The sequence below is a fragment of the Corynebacterium jeikeium genome (genome assembly GCA_003955985.1).
Taxonomy (GTDB): Bacteria; Actinomycetota; Actinomycetes; order Mycobacteriales; family Mycobacteriaceae; genus Corynebacterium; species Corynebacterium jeikeium_D.
Window position 1 is genome coordinate 1386338 of sequence record CP033784.1, and the last position, 16977, is coordinate 1403314.

At 59.4% G+C, this 16977-nt stretch carries 14 protein-coding genes; 11 read left to right on the forward strand and 3 right to left on the reverse strand.

Features of this window, described 5'->3' with window-relative positions; genetic code table 11:
• Positions 1-235: 235 nt before the first annotated feature.
• From EGX79_06150 to EGX79_06170, 5 genes are all read left to right on the forward strand, one after another.
• Positions 236-1873 carry a cell wall hydrolase gene (locus EGX79_06150; GenBank protein ID AYX81797.1) on the forward strand — a complete coding sequence of 546 codons (1638 nt, stop codon included), beginning with the start codon at positions 236-238 and terminating at the stop codon, positions 1871-1873.
• 54 nt (positions 1874-1927) lie between these two features.
• Positions 1928-2932, forward strand: coding sequence for a MoxR family ATPase (locus EGX79_06155; protein AYX81798.1), 1005 nt, complete (start codon positions 1928-1930; stop codon positions 2930-2932).
• Positions 2932-3780 carry a DUF58 domain-containing protein gene (locus EGX79_06160; GenBank protein ID AYX81799.1) on the forward strand — a complete coding sequence of 283 codons (849 nt, stop codon included), beginning with the start codon at positions 2932-2934 and terminating at the stop codon, positions 3778-3780. The genes EGX79_06155 and EGX79_06160 overlap by 1 nt, the downstream gene beginning before the upstream one ends.
• A 115-nt stretch (positions 3781-3895) precedes the next feature.
• Complete coding sequence (locus EGX79_06165; protein AYX81800.1) at positions 3896-4888, forward strand: VWA domain-containing protein; 993 nt, start codon at positions 3896-3898, stop codon at positions 4886-4888.
• Between the two features lie 119 nt (positions 4889-5007).
• Complete coding sequence (locus EGX79_06170; GenBank protein AYX81801.1) at positions 5008-6066, forward strand: ferrochelatase; 1059 nt, start codon at positions 5008-5010, stop codon at positions 6064-6066.
• A 40-nt stretch (positions 6067-6106) separates the two neighbouring features.
• Here the strand turns inward: EGX79_06170 and EGX79_06175 are convergent, their stop codons facing one another.
• Positions 6107-6964, reverse strand: coding sequence for a hypothetical protein (locus tag EGX79_06175; GenBank protein ID AYX81802.1), 858 nt, complete (start codon positions 6962-6964; stop codon positions 6107-6109).
• A 65-nt stretch (positions 6965-7029) separates the two neighbouring features.
• Between EGX79_06175 and EGX79_06180 the strand changes: the two genes are divergently transcribed.
• From EGX79_06180 to EGX79_06190, 3 genes are all read left to right on the forward strand, one after another.
• On the forward strand, positions 7030-7884 hold the full coding sequence (locus EGX79_06180; protein ID AYX81803.1) for a DUF3097 domain-containing protein: 855 nt from the start codon (positions 7030-7032) through the stop codon (positions 7882-7884).
• A gap of 60 nt (positions 7885-7944) precedes the next feature.
• The gene (locus tag EGX79_06185; protein ID AYX81804.1) at positions 7945-8382 is read left to right on the forward strand and encodes an NfeD family protein; all 438 of its coding nucleotides are present in this window, start codon (positions 7945-7947) and stop codon (positions 8380-8382) included.
• Between the two features lie 91 nt (positions 8383-8473).
• On the forward strand, positions 8474-9874 hold the full coding sequence (locus EGX79_06190) for an SPFH/Band 7/PHB domain protein (GenBank protein ID AYX81805.1): 1401 nt from the start codon (positions 8474-8476) through the stop codon (positions 9872-9874).
• A gap of 4 nt (positions 9875-9878) precedes the next feature.
• Here the strand turns inward: EGX79_06190 and EGX79_06195 are convergent, their stop codons facing one another.
• Both EGX79_06195 and EGX79_06200 read right to left on the reverse strand, forming a co-directional pair.
• The gene (locus tag EGX79_06195) at positions 9879-10451 is read right to left on the reverse strand and encodes a DNA-binding protein (protein AYX81806.1); all 573 of its coding nucleotides are present in this window, start codon (positions 10449-10451) and stop codon (positions 9879-9881) included.
• A 128-nt stretch (positions 10452-10579) separates the two neighbouring features.
• A complete protein-coding gene (locus EGX79_06200; GenBank protein ID AYX81807.1) occupies positions 10580-11251 on the reverse strand; it encodes a TVP38/TMEM64 family protein in 672 nt (223 codons plus the stop codon).
• A gap of 386 nt (positions 11252-11637) precedes the next feature.
• Between EGX79_06200 and EGX79_06205 the strand changes: the two genes are divergently transcribed.
• The 3 genes from EGX79_06205 (at position 11638) to meaB (ending at position 16937) form a co-directional block, all read left to right on the forward strand.
• A complete protein-coding gene (locus EGX79_06205; protein ID AYX81808.1) occupies positions 11638-13530 on the forward strand; it encodes a methylmalonyl-CoA mutase in 1893 nt (630 codons plus the stop codon).
• Positions 13531-13538: 8 nt separating this feature from the next.
• On the forward strand, positions 13539-15758 hold the full coding sequence (locus EGX79_06210; protein AYX81809.1) for a methylmalonyl-CoA mutase: 2220 nt from the start codon (positions 13539-13541) through the stop codon (positions 15756-15758).
• Between the two features lie 66 nt (positions 15759-15824).
• Positions 15825-16937, forward strand: coding sequence for a methylmalonyl Co-A mutase-associated GTPase MeaB (gene meaB, locus EGX79_06215; GenBank protein AYX81810.1), 1113 nt, complete (start codon positions 15825-15827; stop codon positions 16935-16937).
• Positions 16938-16977: the final 40 nt, after the last annotated feature.

Consider the following 16977-nt stretch of genomic DNA (forward strand, 5'->3'; position numbering starts at 1 on the left):
TTTGACCCGTAAAGTGCTTCGTGATGCCAATAGTGGACTCAAGGGTCCAGTATTGACCAATGAAAAACTCGCGGGAGCGCCGCTGTTGCTTTTGGTTCTGGTTTCGGTTCGACGTTTTTCGAAGTTCCACTCAAGACCTGGAGGCAACAACAGGAAGATATCCAACGATGGGGAAGTCGCTGGTGTCGATTCTGAGGCGTGAACGCACCCATAGGAGAAATGTAGGAGTAACGCGGTGCCGAGTAATCGCAAAGTCCGTGCATCATATTGGACTCGTCCAATTGCCGGTATTATCACGGCGGGTCTTCTGGCGACGAACACTCAGGTCGCAGCTGCACAACCACTAAATCCGAGCGACGCCCAGATCCGTCAAGCGCGCGAGGCGGCCTCTAACGCCGAGTCGTACTTGCAGTCCCTGGTCGCCGAGGTAACTTCCAGCGAGCGCCGGGTATCTGACCTCGAGCTACGCATGGGCACTCTCCGCGAGGATGTCAACAAGGCCATGGTAGACCTTGAGAACGCTCGAGATGCCGCTAACCGTGCGCGCGAGGCGGTCGACGAGGCACGGATCCAACTCGACCGTTCCCGCGCTGAGCTCGCTAGTGCCCAGAAGCAGTTCGACGAGCTAGCACGCACCATCATGCGCCAGGGACGTTCCAGCGGCTCGATTCTCGAAGGTGCGCGAGATGCATCCGAGGCTATTAACCGCCTGTCCGCTTTGCGTCGCGAAGCTGATCGTCAAGAGCAGACCGTTGACTCCCTGGATAAGAATCGAACCGAGGCTGCTAACCAGGAGTCCACGCTTCGCAAGAAGAGTGACGAGGCTCAGCAGGCGGAAGCCACCGCAAACCAGCGAAACACCGATGCTCAGAACGCGTACTCCGAGGCAAACGAGGAGCTTCAAAAGGAGCAAGCTGATTACCAGCAGGCTCAGGTCGATCGCGATGCCGCAAAGGCATCTTTGGATGCAGCCCGAAACGCGGTCAACGAGCTGAACTCCCAGCGCCAGAATTACGAGAACGAGCAGGCCCGCAAGGAAGCGGAAGACGCCGCTGCCAAGAAGGCCGCTGAGGAAGCCGCAGCTAAGACTCGCGCCGAGGCGCAGTCGAACCAGACTGATGAGGATTCCTCTTCTGAGTCCACAGATGAAAGCTCTAGCACCACTGGTTCTACGGGCTCGACTGGTTCCACTAGCTCAACTGACTCGACTGGTTCCACTGACTCTACCGACTCGACTGGTTCTACGGGCTCCACTGGCTCGACTGGTTCTAGCAGCTCGACCGACTCCACTGGCTCCACCAGTTCCTCTGAGACGACCGAATCTTCGGACTCCTCTGAGTCCACCGAGACCTCGGAATCTTCTAGCACCGACAGCTCGTCGTCAAGCGGCACCCCGGCGCAGACTGTGGCGCCGACGAATCCAGAGACTGGTCAGAGCACCTCGGGTTCTTCCAGCCAGAAGGTCGAGACTGTCATCGCACGCGCGATGGGGCAGCTCGGTGTCCCATACGCATGGGGCGGCGGCAACGCCAACGGCCCGACCAAGGGCATCCGTGACGGCGGAGTAGCTGACTCCCACGGCGACTACAACAAGATTGGTTTCGACTGCTCGGGCCTGACTCTGTACGCCTACGCCGCTGTCGGCATTGACCTGCCTCACTACACCGGCTACCAGTACCAGCGCGGAAAGCACTACCCGGCATCTCAGATGAAGCGTGGTGACCTGCTGTTCTGGGGCCCGAATGGTCATGGCCACGTCGCTATCTACCTGGGCGATGGCAAGATGATTGAGGCACCGCAGTCCGGTTCTGTGGTTAAGATTTCGCCAGTCCGTTATAACGGAATGACACCGAACGTTGTCCGCCTCGTCTAGTTTCTAACGACGTGTTCTACAGGTCGGGCGACCGACCTAAAGAAGGGTTTCTCTGTGACCTACCCAACGCCCACTGACCACACGGACCTCGAGCGCGCATACGCGGAGCTGGGGAAGGTTGTGGTTGGCCAGGAGCACCTGATTAAGCAGCTCTTCATCGCGATGCTCGCAGGAGGTCATGTCCTGCTCGAAGGTGTTCCGGGTGTTGCGAAAACTCTGGCAGTGTCTACTTTTGCCACAGTGATGGGTGGGTCCTACTCCCGTATCCAGTTCACTCCGGATTTGGTGCCATCAGATATTGTCGGCACCCGGATTTTCCGCCAGGACACCTCGGAGTTCATTGTCGAGCCCGGCCCGGTCATGTCAAATATCGTGCTCGCTGATGAAATCAACCGCGCACCGGCGAAGGTGCAGTCGGCTCTGCTGGAAGTCATGGCAGAGCACCAGGTGTCCATCGCAGGGGAGTCCACGCCAGTACCGGAGCCGTTTTTGGTTCTGGCCACGCAAAACCCAATCGAAAACCAGGGTGTCTACCCACTGCCGGAGGCCCAGCGGGACCGTTTCCTATTTAAGGTCCTCGTGGGTTACCCCACTCCGGCGGAAGAGCGGGAGATTGTCTACCGCATGGGAGCCACCCCTCCAGTCGCGCAGCAGATTCTCACCCCAGAGAGTGTTCGGGAACTGCAGCGCGCTACCCGCGAAGTCTTTGTCCACCACACACTGATTGACTACATCGTGGCCGTCATCGAACTCACCCGCAATCCGATGCGGGCGGAGTTGAAGGATGTCGACCGCTGGCTTTCCTATGGCGCATCACCGCGTGCAACTCTTGGTGCTGTCGCGGCTGCCCGCGCCCACGCGCTGTTTTCCGGTCGCGACTATGTCGTGCCGGACGATGTGGTTTCCGTGCTTCCCGACGTGCTGCGTCATCGCTTGGTCCTGTCCTATGAGGGCCTGGCCGATGGCGTTACTCCCGAACGGATTATTGACATCGTGTTGTCTCACGTGCGCCTTCCCCAAGGCGCGAGCACTGGCTCCGATGAGGGCACTGCCTCCTAATGTCAGCTCGTGAAGACGATCTTCCACGCGTCCTGGCGTACTTAGAGCTAACTGTTACGCGTAAGCTCAACGGACTTTTGCGCGGCAGCTTTCTCTCCACCGCTACTGGAGATGGCTCTGAGCCGGTTGGCTCCCGCGAATATGTCATCGGCGATGATGTTCGCCAGATGAACTGGGCAGTGACAGCCCGTACTGGAGTGCCGCATGTTCGCACCTCCGAGGCCGAGCGTGAGCTGGAGTGCTGGATTGTCGCCGAACCCGCCGCACGTCTGTCCACGGGATTGGCCGATACCACCAAACGACATCTGCTCACCGCCGCTGCCGGCGCTGTGACTATGCTTAACGACGCCCCGGGGTCCCGAACTGGATTAATCGCCGGTGGCACTCCAGTGCCCGCGGGCCAGGGCCGTGCCCACAGCTTGATGCTGCTCAAGCAGTTGGCTGACGCGACTGCTGAGCATAACCTCGCAGCGGATATTGACACAGTAATGACTCAGGCTCCGCGCGCTGGGCTGTTGGTTGTCATCTCGGATTTCCTTGGATCACTCGATTGGGCGCGCCCGCTGCGCGTTGCCTCGGCCTCGACAGAGATTATGGCGATTCGCCTGGTAGATCCAGCCGATGAAGCCTTACCCGGCGAAGGCCCGGTGGTCATGGCGGATTCAGCTACCGGCGAGACCATTGAACTCAACATCAACGACAAGACCCGCGCCGAGTATGCAGCTCAGGCTCGTGCCCACCACGAGCGTGTAATCAATGAACTGCGCAAATGCCGTGCTCGCGTTATTACCTTGCGTACGGATTCCGATTGGGTACTGGATTTTGCTCGACAAATTGGCCAACATTAGCGTCTGAGTAACCGCTTGTTAGTGCTATCTTTTTTGGGCCACCGACTAACCGGCTATAGCCACTGGTTTATACGCGACTGTTTAGGCGACTGGATGTGAGGAAACTGATACCGCGATGACGTTCCTAAACTCAACTTTTGCGCACCCAGGGTGGCTGCTCGCACTCGCTCTGCCTCTCGTGGCAGCCGTGGCCTATTGGATCAGCACTAAGCAGCGAAAGCAACGTGCCATTGCCTTTGGCAACTTCACCATCGTTGGGTCACTGGGGAATAAGTCGTCGGCACGCCTGCGCCATGTCGTGGCTATCAATGCGCTGTTGTCGCTAGTTCTGGTCATCATTTCATTGGCTGGTCCGATTTCGGAGACCAAAGTCGCCCGCAACCGAGCGACGGTCATGCTGGTGGTCGACGTTTCGCTGTCTATGTCGGCGACAGATGTTGCGCCAGACCGCATCACTGCCGCTAAAGAAGCCGGCCAAGAGTTCGTGGAGAACCTTCCCGACGACCTCAATATCGGCCTGGTGACGTTCTCTGGTCGCGCTCGCACTGCTGTTAGCCCGACTACCAACCATGACACCGTGAATCGAGCGCTCCAGGCTGCTGAGTTAGATCAGGCGACTGCGACCGGTGATGCCATCGCAGCCGCGCTCGATGCCATCAATCAGTTCAGCGACTCAGTTCAGGGCGGGGGAGAAGGCGCCCCACCAGCTACAATCGTGCTGCTTTCCGACGGCAAACAGACCGTCCCACAAGAACTCGACGATCCCCGCGGCGCATATACCGCCGCCGCCGAAGCCGCCAAGGCCGGGGTGCCAGTCAACACGATTTCGTTCGGTACCGCGCAAGGCGCAATCACGGTTCAGGGCGAATTAATTCCAGTGCCTAACGACGACGATTCGCTGCGAGAGATCGCCCGTCGAACAAAAGGTGAGTTCTTCAGCGCTGGTTCCCTCGAGCAGCTCCGCGATGCCTATGGCTCACTGGAAGATGACATCGGTTACGAACTCAAGCGGGCCGAGAATCCGAGGCCCTATCTGATCGCAGCCTTCGCGATGCTGCTAGTGACCGTGGGCTCACTGCTTGTGACCAATCGTCGAATTCCGCAGTAGGGCTGGGTTAGGGTGCCGTCGTAAAGCGATTTGTATGGAACCCGATTGGCAGGAGACGCCGGGGGCATTGAGCAGTCGTCTTATGGAGTCCTCAGACTGCGCTACTAACATGATTAGCTATGTCTTCTGATAATTTTGACGCTATTTTGCTGTTGTCTTTCGGCGGTCCCGAAAAGATGGCCGATGTGCGTCCCTTCCTGGAGAATGTCACCCGCGGCCGCGGAATTCCGCCGGAGAGGTTGGACGAAGTCGGTGCACACTACGCGCACTTTGGCGGTAAGTCCCCGCTCAACGATTTAAACCGCGAAATTGTCTCCAACCTTAAGGCTGAGCTCACTCGCCGTGGCTATGACTTGCCTGTTTATTTCGGCAATCGCAATTGGCATCCGATGGCTGAAGACACCGCGGCAAAGATGGCTGATGACGGTGTTAAGCGAGCGCTCGTTTTCGCCACTAGCGCCTGGGGCGGCTACTCCGGCTGCCGCCAGTATCACGAAGACATTGCTCGGATGCGCGAATCTCTGGGCGACCGTGCTTTTGACATGGAGAAAATCCGGAGCTTCTACGATCATCCGCTCTTTATAAAAGCCTATGCAGACGCAGTGCGTGAGGCGTTTGCCAAGCTACCGGATGACCGCCGTGAGGACACCCGGCTTATTTTCACCGCTCACTCTATTCCGGTCTCTGCGGACAAGGCATCCGGGCCGGTAGAGCTCGGCGGAAATCTTTACTCCCGCCAGGTCAACGAAGCAGCACGGCTCGTCGCCGACGCAGTGGGTATCACCGACTTTGACGTCGTCTGGCAGTCCCGCTCTGGCCCGGAGCACGTGCCGTGGTTGGAGCCTGACATCGTCGACCACGTTGAAGCGAAGGTCGCCAACGGCCTCCGATCCGCAATAGTGTGCCCGATTGGCTTCATCTCGGATCATGTTGAGGTCGCCTGGGATTTGGATGCTGAGCTTCAGGATGAAATGGCTCATCACGACATCGTCATCGAGCGGGTCGCAACGCCTGGTCCGACGGCTACTTTCACCGACATGCTCGTGGAGCTCATCGAAGAGCGCATCGCAGATGTCAAGCCCCGCCGTCTGGGAAGTGAACCGCTACTCGGCTCGGCCTGCAACGGCGCCCCCTGCGCCGCATCCTGTTGTACCCCGGCAAAGCGCCGCCCACACTGATTCCTTTGGCGGCAATGGGGCCGCGGGGCAAGGCAAATCCCTAGCGAGTCCACTCCTGAATCGCGTATTCCACCGCGCTCATCCGCGCCTGCCGAATCTTCCGCCACAGCGGGATGAGCTGCGCATCAAACGCGGCGCTGCCGTGCCCCGACTCGCTGCCCTGTGCCACCGCCAGAATCGACGACACCCGATCAGCTCTGGCGAGCACTCCCAGTGCACGGCGTGGCACATCATCCGGCACAAAGGCCATGTCCAGGTGGTCATCGAGCATGCCGACCATCAGCCGGGGATCCACTTTCGGGGCACCACTGCTTGACGACGTCAGCGGTGAACGCGGCATCGCCGCAATCGTGGCAGCCGCAACCCGCGCCGCATCTGCCAGCTGTAAATCCGCCTCGCCAGGGGAGAGATAGGCCGGCTCGGGAATGTGGCCTTCCAGTGTGTACCAATGCCACTGCGGTAGGCCTGGCACCGGCGTTGTCACTGGTATGAGCACATGGTTCCAGCCCGGCTCCGCATCCGCAATCACAATGGCCGAGCCTGCTGCGCGTGCAGCTTCAGCGGCGTCGGTTCCCGCAGGCAGTGCAGGTGCATCACCGGGCCCGGAGAGAATGAGGCGGACGAGGGGACGGTGGTCACTGTGCCAATCTCCCGCTTCAGTAACCGCTCGAAGAAGGCGGAGCATGTCGCTTCGATCGAGATCAGCGTCGCAATCGATGACATTCGGAACCGTGGCGTCGGCAAGCACGAACGTCCCCGGAACTGACGTGGGTCCGCCGAGCGAGTCTAGCGCGTCGAGGAGATGATCGTAGTTTTCCAAACCCGACAACCACGCGCCCAGCCAAAGGGCGATGTGCTGAGTTGGACTCCAGACCTGGTCGAGAACACTGCGCTGCATAGTGCAGCTCATCCTAGTGCAGCGTGTCGTTGGTCCCGTAACCGATGCTGTTAATCTCAGTACCCATGAGCTTTCAAGACCCGTACCGCAATCAGGACGTGTTCGCTGGCGCACGTGGCCACCGCCGCCGTATCCCACAGCCGGCACGCGAGGTGACAGCAGAAAATGGTGTTGTCGTCGAGGCGTCCTATGACGGATTCGTCGGTGCCATTATCGGGTTGGAGAAAACTTTCGACGGCTGGTGCGTCCGGCTGGAGGGCCGCCACGGCAAGTCTCGGCTGTTTCCCATGCACGAGCGCGGTTTTCTCATCGACGGCAAACCTGTGACTCTGGTGCGTCCGAAAGCACAACCCAAAAAGCCCTCGCAGGATCTGTCGGCATCGGGCTCGCGCAAGGTCCACAACGTCAAGGCCAAGGTTGCTCTCCCCAGCCGTATCTGGGTCGAGGGTATTCATGACGCGGCAATCGTCGAGAAGGTGTGGGGCCACGATCTGCGTGTTGAGGGCGTAGTCGTGGAGTATCTGGAGGGCTTGGACAACCTTCCAGAACGCTTGGCCGAATTTGGTCCGGGTCCGAAGCGCCGCGTCGGAGTCCTGGCAGACCACTTGGTGGAGGGCAGTAAGGAAAGCCGCATGACTCAGCAGCTCGGCCCGCACGTGATGGTCACAGGCCACCCGTTTATCGATGTCTGGCAAGCGGTCAAACCCTCGTCGGTAGGCATCGAGGCATGGCCGGAAGTTCCCTACGGGGAGGACTGGAAGACAGGAATCTGCCGTCGCTTGGGCTGGGGAGACGACCCCAAGGAGGGCTGGCGACGTGTCTACGCAGGTGTACACACCTACCGTGATCTGGAGTCAGATTTGATTGGCGCAGTTGAGCGCCTGGTCGACTTCGTAACTGAGCCACATATGCAGTACTGACCCCGGAATACTGGCTCCACTCGCCCCACATTTGTTCTGCAAAGTAGGTAGGGTGAGGGCGTGATTCCTCTCCTTTGGCTCGGAGCAAGCCTCCTACTGGTTCTCGGTGAACTCGCAGTCGGAGATTTAGCACTGTTAATGCTCGGAGGTGGTGCACTGGCAGCGTCCGGTGCGAGCCAGCTTGGAGCGCCGCTTTGGCTATCAGTGGTTATCTTCGCCGTTGTGTCCGCCGCACTTGTGCTGACAGTTCGCCCTGTGTTGCGCAAAAAGATGGCAAAACCGGACAAGTCCGCCGAACTGGAGTCGCGTCCGGAACTGCTAGCGGGCCGTCATGCTGAGGTCATCGAGCCAGTTTCTTCGTCAGCGGGTCTGATTAAGGTCAACGGCGAGTTGTGGAGCGCGCGCAGTCTTCTGACTGCGCAGACCTTCGATGCGAAGGAAAGAGTCACGATTGTAGAGATTTCGGGCAATACCGCAGTAGTGGACAAGCTGCTCTGAGCAGTCAACTCACTTAAAGGGCGCTCGGAGCACTCTTAGTTACTGACCATTAAATAACTGACCACACAGTTTCTAGCTACGGGGGAATCTCATGGAAGGCTTTATCATCCTCGTCGTTTTCATTCTCGTGGTTGTTACCTTGGTTCTCAAAGCGATTGTCCTGGTTCCTCAGGGTGAAGCGGCAATCGTAGAGCGACTGGGACGATACACGCAGACACTGAACAGCGGCCTGAACTTCATCATCCCGATCATTGACCGAGTGCGCGAGAAGGTTGATACCCGTGAGCGTATGGTTACCTTCCCGCCACAGGCAGTGATCACCGAAGACAACCTGACTGTGGCTATCGATACCGTCGTGACCTTCCAGGTCAACGAACCGGATCGGGCAATTTACGGTATCGACGACTACATCTTCGGCGTCGAACAGATCACCACCGCAACGCTTCGCGACGTCGTGGGTGGCCTGACACTGGAAGAGACACTGACTTCCCGTGACTACATCAACCGCCGTCTGCGCGGCGAGCTGGACGAGGCCACTGCCAAGTGGGGTCTTCGTATCGCTCGTGTGGAGCTGAAGGCCATTGAGCCGCCACCGTCGATTCAGCAGTCGATGGAAAAGCAGATGAAGGCCGATCGCGAGAAGCGCGCCATGATTCTGACTGCGGAAGGTACCCGCGAAGCCGACATTAAAACTGCTGAGGGCCGTAAGCAGGCACAGATTCTCGCCGCCGAAGGTAACAAGCACGCAGCAATTCTGGCTGCTGAAGCTGAGCGTCAGGCAACCATTCTGCGCGCTGAGGGTACTCGCGCCGCTACCTACCTTGAGGCACAGGGTAATGCTCGCGCTATCCAGAAGGTCAACGCAGCTGTTAAGGCTTCACAGTTGACACCTGAGATTCTTGCCTGGCAGTACCTGGAGAAGCTGCCTGAGCTGGCAAATAAGGACGGCAATACTGTTTGGATGATTCCGTCGCAGTTTGGCGACAGTCTCGAGAGCTTCGCTAGGGCTTTCGGCAAGAAGGATGCCGACGGTGTCTTCCGCTATGAGCCTCCGGCCGTGAGCCGAGAGACCAAGGAAGAGGCTGAGCAGGGCCGCGACGAGAACTGGTTCGACATGTCGACTAATCCGGAGTTGGCTCGTGCAGTTGCCGCGGCGAACGAGGTCGCTAACCGCCCGGTTGATGATCCGGTAGCTGCAGCAGCTGGTAATACCCCTGAGAGGAAGAAGAATCGCCGCGCTGATTCGGCTCAGCCCGCTCAGCCTGAACAGTTGGGTGGCCAGAACGGCCCGGCAGCGGTTGAACCTGCGACACCGGCTGCGCCCGCTGCGCCGGCCACACCGGCTGCGCCGTCAGTTCCTTCCGGCAAACGTGACCTGCCCTCGGCTCCTGGCACCGGCAATACCAATGCAGGCGGCGGTACACACTCCGCCGAGCGTCCAGATTTTTCAGGATGGTCACGTGACCCTTACGCCCCAGAAAATGGGCAGTAAGCTTTTATAACTCATCAGCTCGCTGAAGCAGGTGGACGGCCAGGTTCCATCCGGCCAGCTCCGCCTGCCAGCCAGCTGCTGCGAGGCGCTGATTGACGGCCTGCTTAGAAACTCCCAATTCTTCCGCGGCCTCTACCTGTGAATAACCAGCGCGAACCAAACCAGTTGCCTCGCGCCCTTCGGGGGACCTGCGAGAGATAACGTGGTGCAGCAATGTGAATGCTGCACCAATATCCTCCGAGTAGTCCTTACCACGCGGATCGTTAGTCCGAATGCGGGTTTTTACCGTACCGGCTCTGCCTCCCTTACCGACGACTGAGCTCGATGCCAGATGCGCTTGCTCAATGTCGTCCTGAGGACAAACACCGATACCTATCGCCCAGTCACCTGCGGCCAATAGCGCCAGCACAAGCGTGGTGACTCCCACAGCATTTTCAGGAGCTGCGCGAAGCTCTTCGATACCTGCAACCTCAACAGTTCCTACGCCTTCCAGGCCGGAAAGTGCCTGCGCAGAGGCCTGAACGTGATCTGCCCTGCGAGTAGATCGACCGCGATACCTGGCAAAGACTGAGTACATACGCTCTAGTCTAGCCCCACCCCTTGACAGTTGGGCTAAGACACGTTCCTTCGCTCCGCAAACTCACAGGCAACCAACACCAGCTCGCCGAAAAACTCACGCCTAGCTCAAGAGCGCCAAGCGGTGTTTTAACGTTTCGAAGAACCGGTTACGACAGGGAACTTGGCGTCCGCAAGAAGTCCCAGCAAACCAAGCACGAGCAGAATTCCCGTGGCCACCGCAAAGCGCACGTCGAAGCCGACCAACAGCGCGTCGCCAAGCAGAACGACGGCGAGTGTGTTCGGCGCCGAACCTAGGGCAGTGGCGATGATATACGGCACGATGCGTATCGACGACAGCCCACAGGCGTAGTTGAGAAACGAAAATGGCACGCCAGCAATCATGCGCAAGCTGAGCACTGTGAGCCAGCCGCGTTGCTCCAACCGATGGTCGAGACTGAGAAGACGGCGGTTGGTCAGGTGCGTGCGAAACCAATCGCGCCCCAAAAACCGCACAATGCATAGGGAGAGAAGGGCAGAAACCGTCGTCGCAGTAATTGCCAGCAGGAAACCGAGCACTGGCCCGAAGAGGATTCCGGAAGCCAAAGTGAATACGGTGCGGGGGATTGGGAACTGAGTCAGTGCAACGTATGCGAGGAAGTAGAGGAGCGGGAACCAGTCACCGGCATCGATGGACCACTGCCGGATGGTAGCGACCGTGGGAACATCGACGTACAGCGTGACGACGACCCCCACACCTACGGCTAGCACCAGTAGAACCTTTTTGAGTGTAGGGGTAATTCGCACATCGGATACGTTCACCCATTTGAGGTTACCGGGGATTGCGGGGAAGCGTGTGACCTGCGCATTGGAGGCTCTGCGAGGAGGGCTAGTCAGCGGCTAAAGGCGTTTGCCCATTATTTCACTAGGATGGGAATCAAGGTCACTATGCCTTAGCTCGAGCACTTGACGTGCCCGTCAGCACAAAACCGAACGTAAGGGTATTGCACAAATAGCTGAAAAGTTCAGTGCATGGACACTCGGGTGAGTCTTAGCGTCTGACTAGTGGCTCTTATTGACTATTGGAGGAAGCCAACGCCTTTAGATCCCTTTCCGTCGCGGAGAATTCGGAAATTGTCGCAGCCGAATTTCCTCGGCCGTGGATTGATAGGGGCGTTGCTTAGAACATGTAAGGGAGAAGGTCTGTCGTGACTGACCGAACGACCCCCGAATCACCTTCCACGCTGCCACCAAACTTCGAGGAATTGCAGAATTCCTGGTATCAGGGCGTGGCCAAGGTATTCGCGCGGGTGCACAAGCAAGACGTTGCAGATGTACCGCTCGATATTTGGAAACGACTGATTCAGACCACCTATGACGGTGTCGATGTTCGCCCGCTCTACACCCGCGCGGACGAGCTCGCGGAAAGCCCAGCTCCGGGCCAGTTCCCATTCGTCCGTGGCGCAAAGGTCACTTCGGACAACACCAACGGTTGGGGCGTTCGGGAAACCTTCGGTCGCCAGTACCCAGGTGAGGATGCACTTGACCCAAAGGCCGTCAACGAGACTCTGCTGACTGCCCTGGAAAACGGCACCACGGACATCCGCCTGGACTTCACCGGCTCCCTCGAAGCCGCTGATGTGCCGGCTCTGCTCAACAACGTCTACGTCGACCTTGCTCCGATTGCCGTGCATGCCGGTAAGAAGACTGCGCAGGTTGCGGAAGCACTGACGTCCTACATCGAGCAGGCAAACCCGACTAATCCGGACGCCGTCGCAGTCGAGCTTTCCGCGGCTCCGCTGACCTCCGCTTTTGCCGGTATTGACGATGTTTCTCTCGACGAGGCCACGCAGCTGGCCGTCAAGGCGGCTAAGCAGCCGGGCGACGTCCGTGCCCTGCTTGTCGACGGCGTTGTTTTCTCCAACCTGGGTGCAAACAACATCCAGGAGATTGGCTACAGTCTCGCCGTTGGTGTCGCCTACTTGCGTGCGCTGACCGACGCGGGCTTGAGCGCTGAAGAAGCCCTCGGCCAGATCGCTTTCCGCTTTGCCGCTACCGACGACCAGTTCGACACCATTGCGAAGTTCCGCGCCGCTCGCGTTCTCTGGGCCCGCGTTGCTGAGGTTATCGGCGCCCCTGAAGCTGGCCGCGCTCCGATGCACGCCGTGACAGCCCCGGTCATGTTCAGCCAGCGCGATCCGTGGGTCAACATGCTGCGTGTGACTGTCGCCTCCTTCGCCGCAGGTGTCGGCGGTGCCTCCTCAGTTGAGGTTCTGCCGTTTGATTACGCAGTTGTCGGCGGCATGCCGAACGTCTCCAAGACTTTCAAGGCTCGCATCGCTCGCAACACCAACCTGTTGCTGCTGGAAGAGTCTCACCTTGGTTACGTCGCCGACCCAGCAGGTGGCTCCTACTTCGTCGAAGACCTGACCGAAGAAATGGCCGACAAGGCATGGGAGATTTTTACCGCCACTGAGGCCGGCGGCGGTTTCGCCTCCGCGGAGGCCGATATTCGCGCCGCCCTGGACGCTACCTGGGAAAAGCGCCGCGCCGACATCGCACACCGCCGCACCAAGGTCACCGCTATCAACGAGTTCCCGAACCTGGCTGAAGCCCCACTGGCTCCTGAGGCCCGCCCGGAGGGCGACCCGATTCGCCGTTGGGCCAGCGACTTCGAGGCGCTGCGCAACCGCTCCGATGACTTCCTGGCTGAAAAGGGCAACCGTCCGCTGATTGCCATGCTGCCGCTGGGTCCGCTGGCCAAGCACAACATCCGCACTGGTTTTACCTCCAACCTGCTGGCTTCCGGCGGTATCGCCGTCGCCAACCCCGGCCAGGTTGTGCCGGGCGAGGCCGGTTTCGAAGAGGCAGTGAAGGCCTCTCCGATTGTCGTGCTGTGCGCAGCCGACAGCGAGTACGAGACCTCGGGCCAGGACGCTGTCAAGGCCGCCCGCGCCGCCGGCGCTAAGGAGGTCTTGGTGGCCGGCTCCGAGAAGAGCTTCGCTAATGCCGCTGAGGACGCTCGTCCCGACGGATACCTGAACATGACCATCGATGCTGTCGCGGAGCTGTCCCGACTGCTGAACGAACTGGGAGCGTGAAGGAAGTAATGACCACCATCCCAAATTTCGCTGACATCTCCCGCAACACCGACGACGCAGCCGCTGCCACTAACAAGGCAGCTGCCGCGGAAGCTGGTGAAGTGTGGACCATTCCAGAGGGCATCGATGTCAAGCGCGTCTACGATCGCGCTGACCGCGACGCCGCTGCTGCCGAGGGCCACCCGGTAGATTCTTTCCCGGGTATCGCCCCATTCATGCGCGGGCCGTACCCGACCATGTACACCAACCAGCCGTGGACTATTCGCCAGTACGCTGGCTTCTCCACCGCAGCTGAGTCCAATGCCTTCTACCGCCGCAACCTCGCGGCCGGCCAGAAGGGCCTTTCGGTCGCTTTCGACCTGGCTACCCACCGTGGCTACGACTCGGACAACCCGCGTGTGTCCGGCGACGTCGGTATGGCCGGCGTGGCAATTGACTCGATTTACGACATGCGTGAGCTCTTCCAGGGCATTGACCTGGGCGGCGTCTCGGTGTCTATGACCATGAACGGCGCTGTGCTGCCGATTCTGGCCTTCTACATTGTCACCGCTGAAGAGCAGGGCGTTTCGACCGAGCAGCTGCGCGGTACGATCCAGAACGACATTCTCAAGGAGTTCATGGTTCGTAACACGTACATCTACCCGCCGAAGCCTTCGATGCGAATCATCTCCTCAATCTTCGAGTACACCTCGGCAAAGATGCCGAAGTTCAACTCGATTTCGATTTCCGGCTACCACATTCAGGAAGCCGGCGCGACGGCCGACCTTGAGCTCGCTTACACGCTTGCCGACGGCATCGAGTACCTGCGGGCCGGTATTGACGCTGGCCTTGAAGTTGATAAGTTCGCTCCGCGTCTGTCCTTCTTCTGGGGCATCTCGATGAACACCTTCACCGAGATCGCCAAGCTGCGTGCAGGCCGTATCCTCTGGTCTGAGCTAGTTGGCAAGTTTGGCCCGAAGAACCCGAAGTCGCAGTCCCTGCGTACTCACTCGCAGACCTCCGGTTGGTCGCTGACCGCTCAGGATGTCTACAACAACGTCGCGCGTACTGCTGTTGAGGCTATGGCCGCAACACAGGGCCACACCCAGTCGCTGCACACCAACGCACTGGACGAGGCCCTGGCACTGCCGACTGACTTCTCAGCCCGTATTGCTCGTAACACTCAGCTGCTGCTTCAGCAGGAGTCCAACACCACGCGTCCGGTTGATCCGTGGGCTGGTTCCTACTACATCGAGTGGCTGACTAATGAGCTGGTCAAGCGTGCACGCCAGCACATCGACGAGGTCGAAGAGGCCGGCGGTATGGCACAGGCCACCATCGAAGGCATTCCGAAGCTGCGTATTGAAGAGGCCGCAGCTCGTACGCAGGCCCGTATTGACTCGGGTCGTCAGGCTCTCATCGGCGTGAATAAGTACCAGGTCGAAGAGGACGAGGCCATCGAGGTTCTCAAGGTTGAGAACTCCCGCGTACGCCAAGAGCAGATTGACAAGCTGGCTCGCCTGCGCGCCGAGCGCGACGAGGAAGAGGTTCAGAAGGCACTGGCCGCTCTGACCGACGCTTGCCGTAACCCGGGTGAACCGGGGGACCTGGACAAGAACCTGTTGAAGCTCGCTGTCGACTGTGCTCGCGCCATGGCCTCCATCGGTGAAATCTCCGACGCCATGGAAGAGGTCTTTGGCCGCCACCAGGCCGAGATCCGTACTCTCTCCGGCGTCTACAAGGACGAAGTTGGCAAGGAGGGAGCCGTGTCCAACGTCTCCAAGGCCATCGCCATGGCCGATAAGTTCGAAGTGCAGGAAGGTCGCCGTCCCCGTATCTTCCTGGCCAAGATGGGCCAGGATGGTCACGACCGTGGCCAGAAGGTCATCGCGTCCGCCTACGCGGACCTCGGCATGGACGTTGACGTGGGACCGCTGTTCCAGACTCCGGAGGAGGCCGCCAAATCGGCAGTCGACTCGGATGTCCACGTCGTCGGTGTTTCTTCACTAGCCGCCGGACACCTGACGCTCGTTCCTGCCCTGCGCGATGAGCTGGCAAAGCTGGGGCGCGAGGACATCATGATTGTTGTCGGTGGTGTTATCCCACCGGGCGACTTCCAGGAGCTCTACGATGCCGGCGCCGCGGCTATTTACCCGCCGGGCACTGTCATCGCTGATTCGGCAATCGACATGATGACCAAGCTCTCTAACGAGCTGGGCCTCGACCTTGCCGTTGACGAAGAGTCCTAAATAACTACCGCATCCGCGCTGGGCTGACTGTTCAGCTCAGCGCGTTGTCGGAATTGAGAACTAGCGATGAACGAGTATCTTGAAGAAAACCTGGGCACCCTCGTCACTACCGCTGGCACGGTCGTTGAGGGAAAGACCGCTGTAGCCCCCGAAGTCGTCCGTCGTGCGCGACGACGGATAGATGTCGACGACCTCTTTGAGGGCGTGCGGGCTGGAAACCGCACTAAGTTGGCTCGGGCAATCACGCTGCTGGAGTCGACTGCTCCGGCGCATAAGGTGCTGGCTCAAGAGCTACTGGTGAAGTTGCTGCCATTTTCCGGCAAGGCCATGCGCGTCGGACTTACCGGCGTCCCCGGCGTCGGTAAATCAACCACGATTGAAACCCTCGGGCTAAAGCTGATCGAGGAAGGCCACCGCGTTGCGGTGCTGGCCATCGACCCGTCGTCGACGAAGTCCGGTGGCTCGATTCTGGGCGACAAGACCCGTATGTCCCGGCTCTCGGCCGCGGATGAGGCCTTCATCCGTCCGTCGCCCTCTGCGGGCACGCTCGGTGGTGTCGCCAAGGCAACGCGTGAGGCCATGGTGGTGCTCGAGGCCGCAGGCTACGACATTGTCATCGTCGAAACTGTCGGCGTCGGTCAGTCCGAGGTCGCGGTGGCCCAGATGGTGGATACGTTTGCGTTTCTGGCACTCGCCGGCGCTGGTGACCAACTCCAGGGCATCAAGAAGGGTGTGCTGGAGATGGCCGACGTGATTTCTATCAACAAGGCGGATGGTAAGAACTTGCGCCCGGCAAAGCGCGCTGCGCGTGATCTGATGACGGCCATGAAGATGGTTCGCTCCTCAGACCAAGTCTGGACGCCACCGGTACTGACTATGTCGGCACTGGAAGACGACGGCATCGACAAGTTCTGGCAGGCCATCGAAGACCATGTCGAGGCTATGCATGAGAATCATCTCTTTGATGAAAACCGCGCTAACCAGCAGATTAAGTGGATGTGGTCCATGGTGCACGAGACGCTTTTGCAGCGACTCAACACCAACGAGGCTGTGCAGACAGAGAGCACCCTGGTGGAAAAACAACTCCGCTCGGGGCAGCTGACACCGACGCTCGCCGCCCAGCGCATCATGGAGGCATTTGACCAGGGAAGGGCATCGAACGCCGGGCTCGCCAACTAGGTTCCGAAGGGTGCGGGGTTTCGTCGTAAAGCGAGTAAAG

What these genes read in the sequence shown, in the direction of transcription:
- EGX79_06160 (AYX81799.1), top strand. Translation starts at nt 2,932, where the DNA reads ATGTCAGCTCGTGAAGACGATCTTCCACGCGTCCTGGCGTACTTAGAG.
- EGX79_06165 (AYX81800.1), top strand. Translation starts at nt 3,896, where the DNA reads ATGACGTTCCTAAACTCAACTTTTGCGCACCCAGGGTGGCTGCTCGCA.
- EGX79_06170 (AYX81801.1), top strand. Translation starts at nt 5,008, where the DNA reads ATGTCTTCTGATAATTTTGACGCTATTTTGCTGTTGTCTTTCGGCGGT.
- EGX79_06175 (AYX81802.1), bottom strand. Translation starts at nt 6,964, where the DNA reads ATGCAGCGCAGTGTTCTCGACCAGGTCTGGAGTCCAACTCAGCACATC.
- EGX79_06180 (AYX81803.1), top strand. Translation starts at nt 7,030, where the DNA reads ATGAGCTTTCAAGACCCGTACCGCAATCAGGACGTGTTCGCTGGCGCA.
- EGX79_06190 (AYX81805.1), top strand. Translation starts at nt 8,474, where the DNA reads ATGGAAGGCTTTATCATCCTCGTCGTTTTCATTCTCGTGGTTGTTACC.
- EGX79_06195 (AYX81806.1), bottom strand. Translation starts at nt 10,451, where the DNA reads ATGTACTCAGTCTTTGCCAGGTATCGCGGTCGATCTACTCGCAGGGCA.
- EGX79_06210 (AYX81809.1), top strand. Translation starts at nt 13,539, where the DNA reads ATGACCACCATCCCAAATTTCGCTGACATCTCCCGCAACACCGACGAC.
- meaB (AYX81810.1), top strand. Translation starts at nt 15,825, where the DNA reads ATGAACGAGTATCTTGAAGAAAACCTGGGCACCCTCGTCACTACCGCT.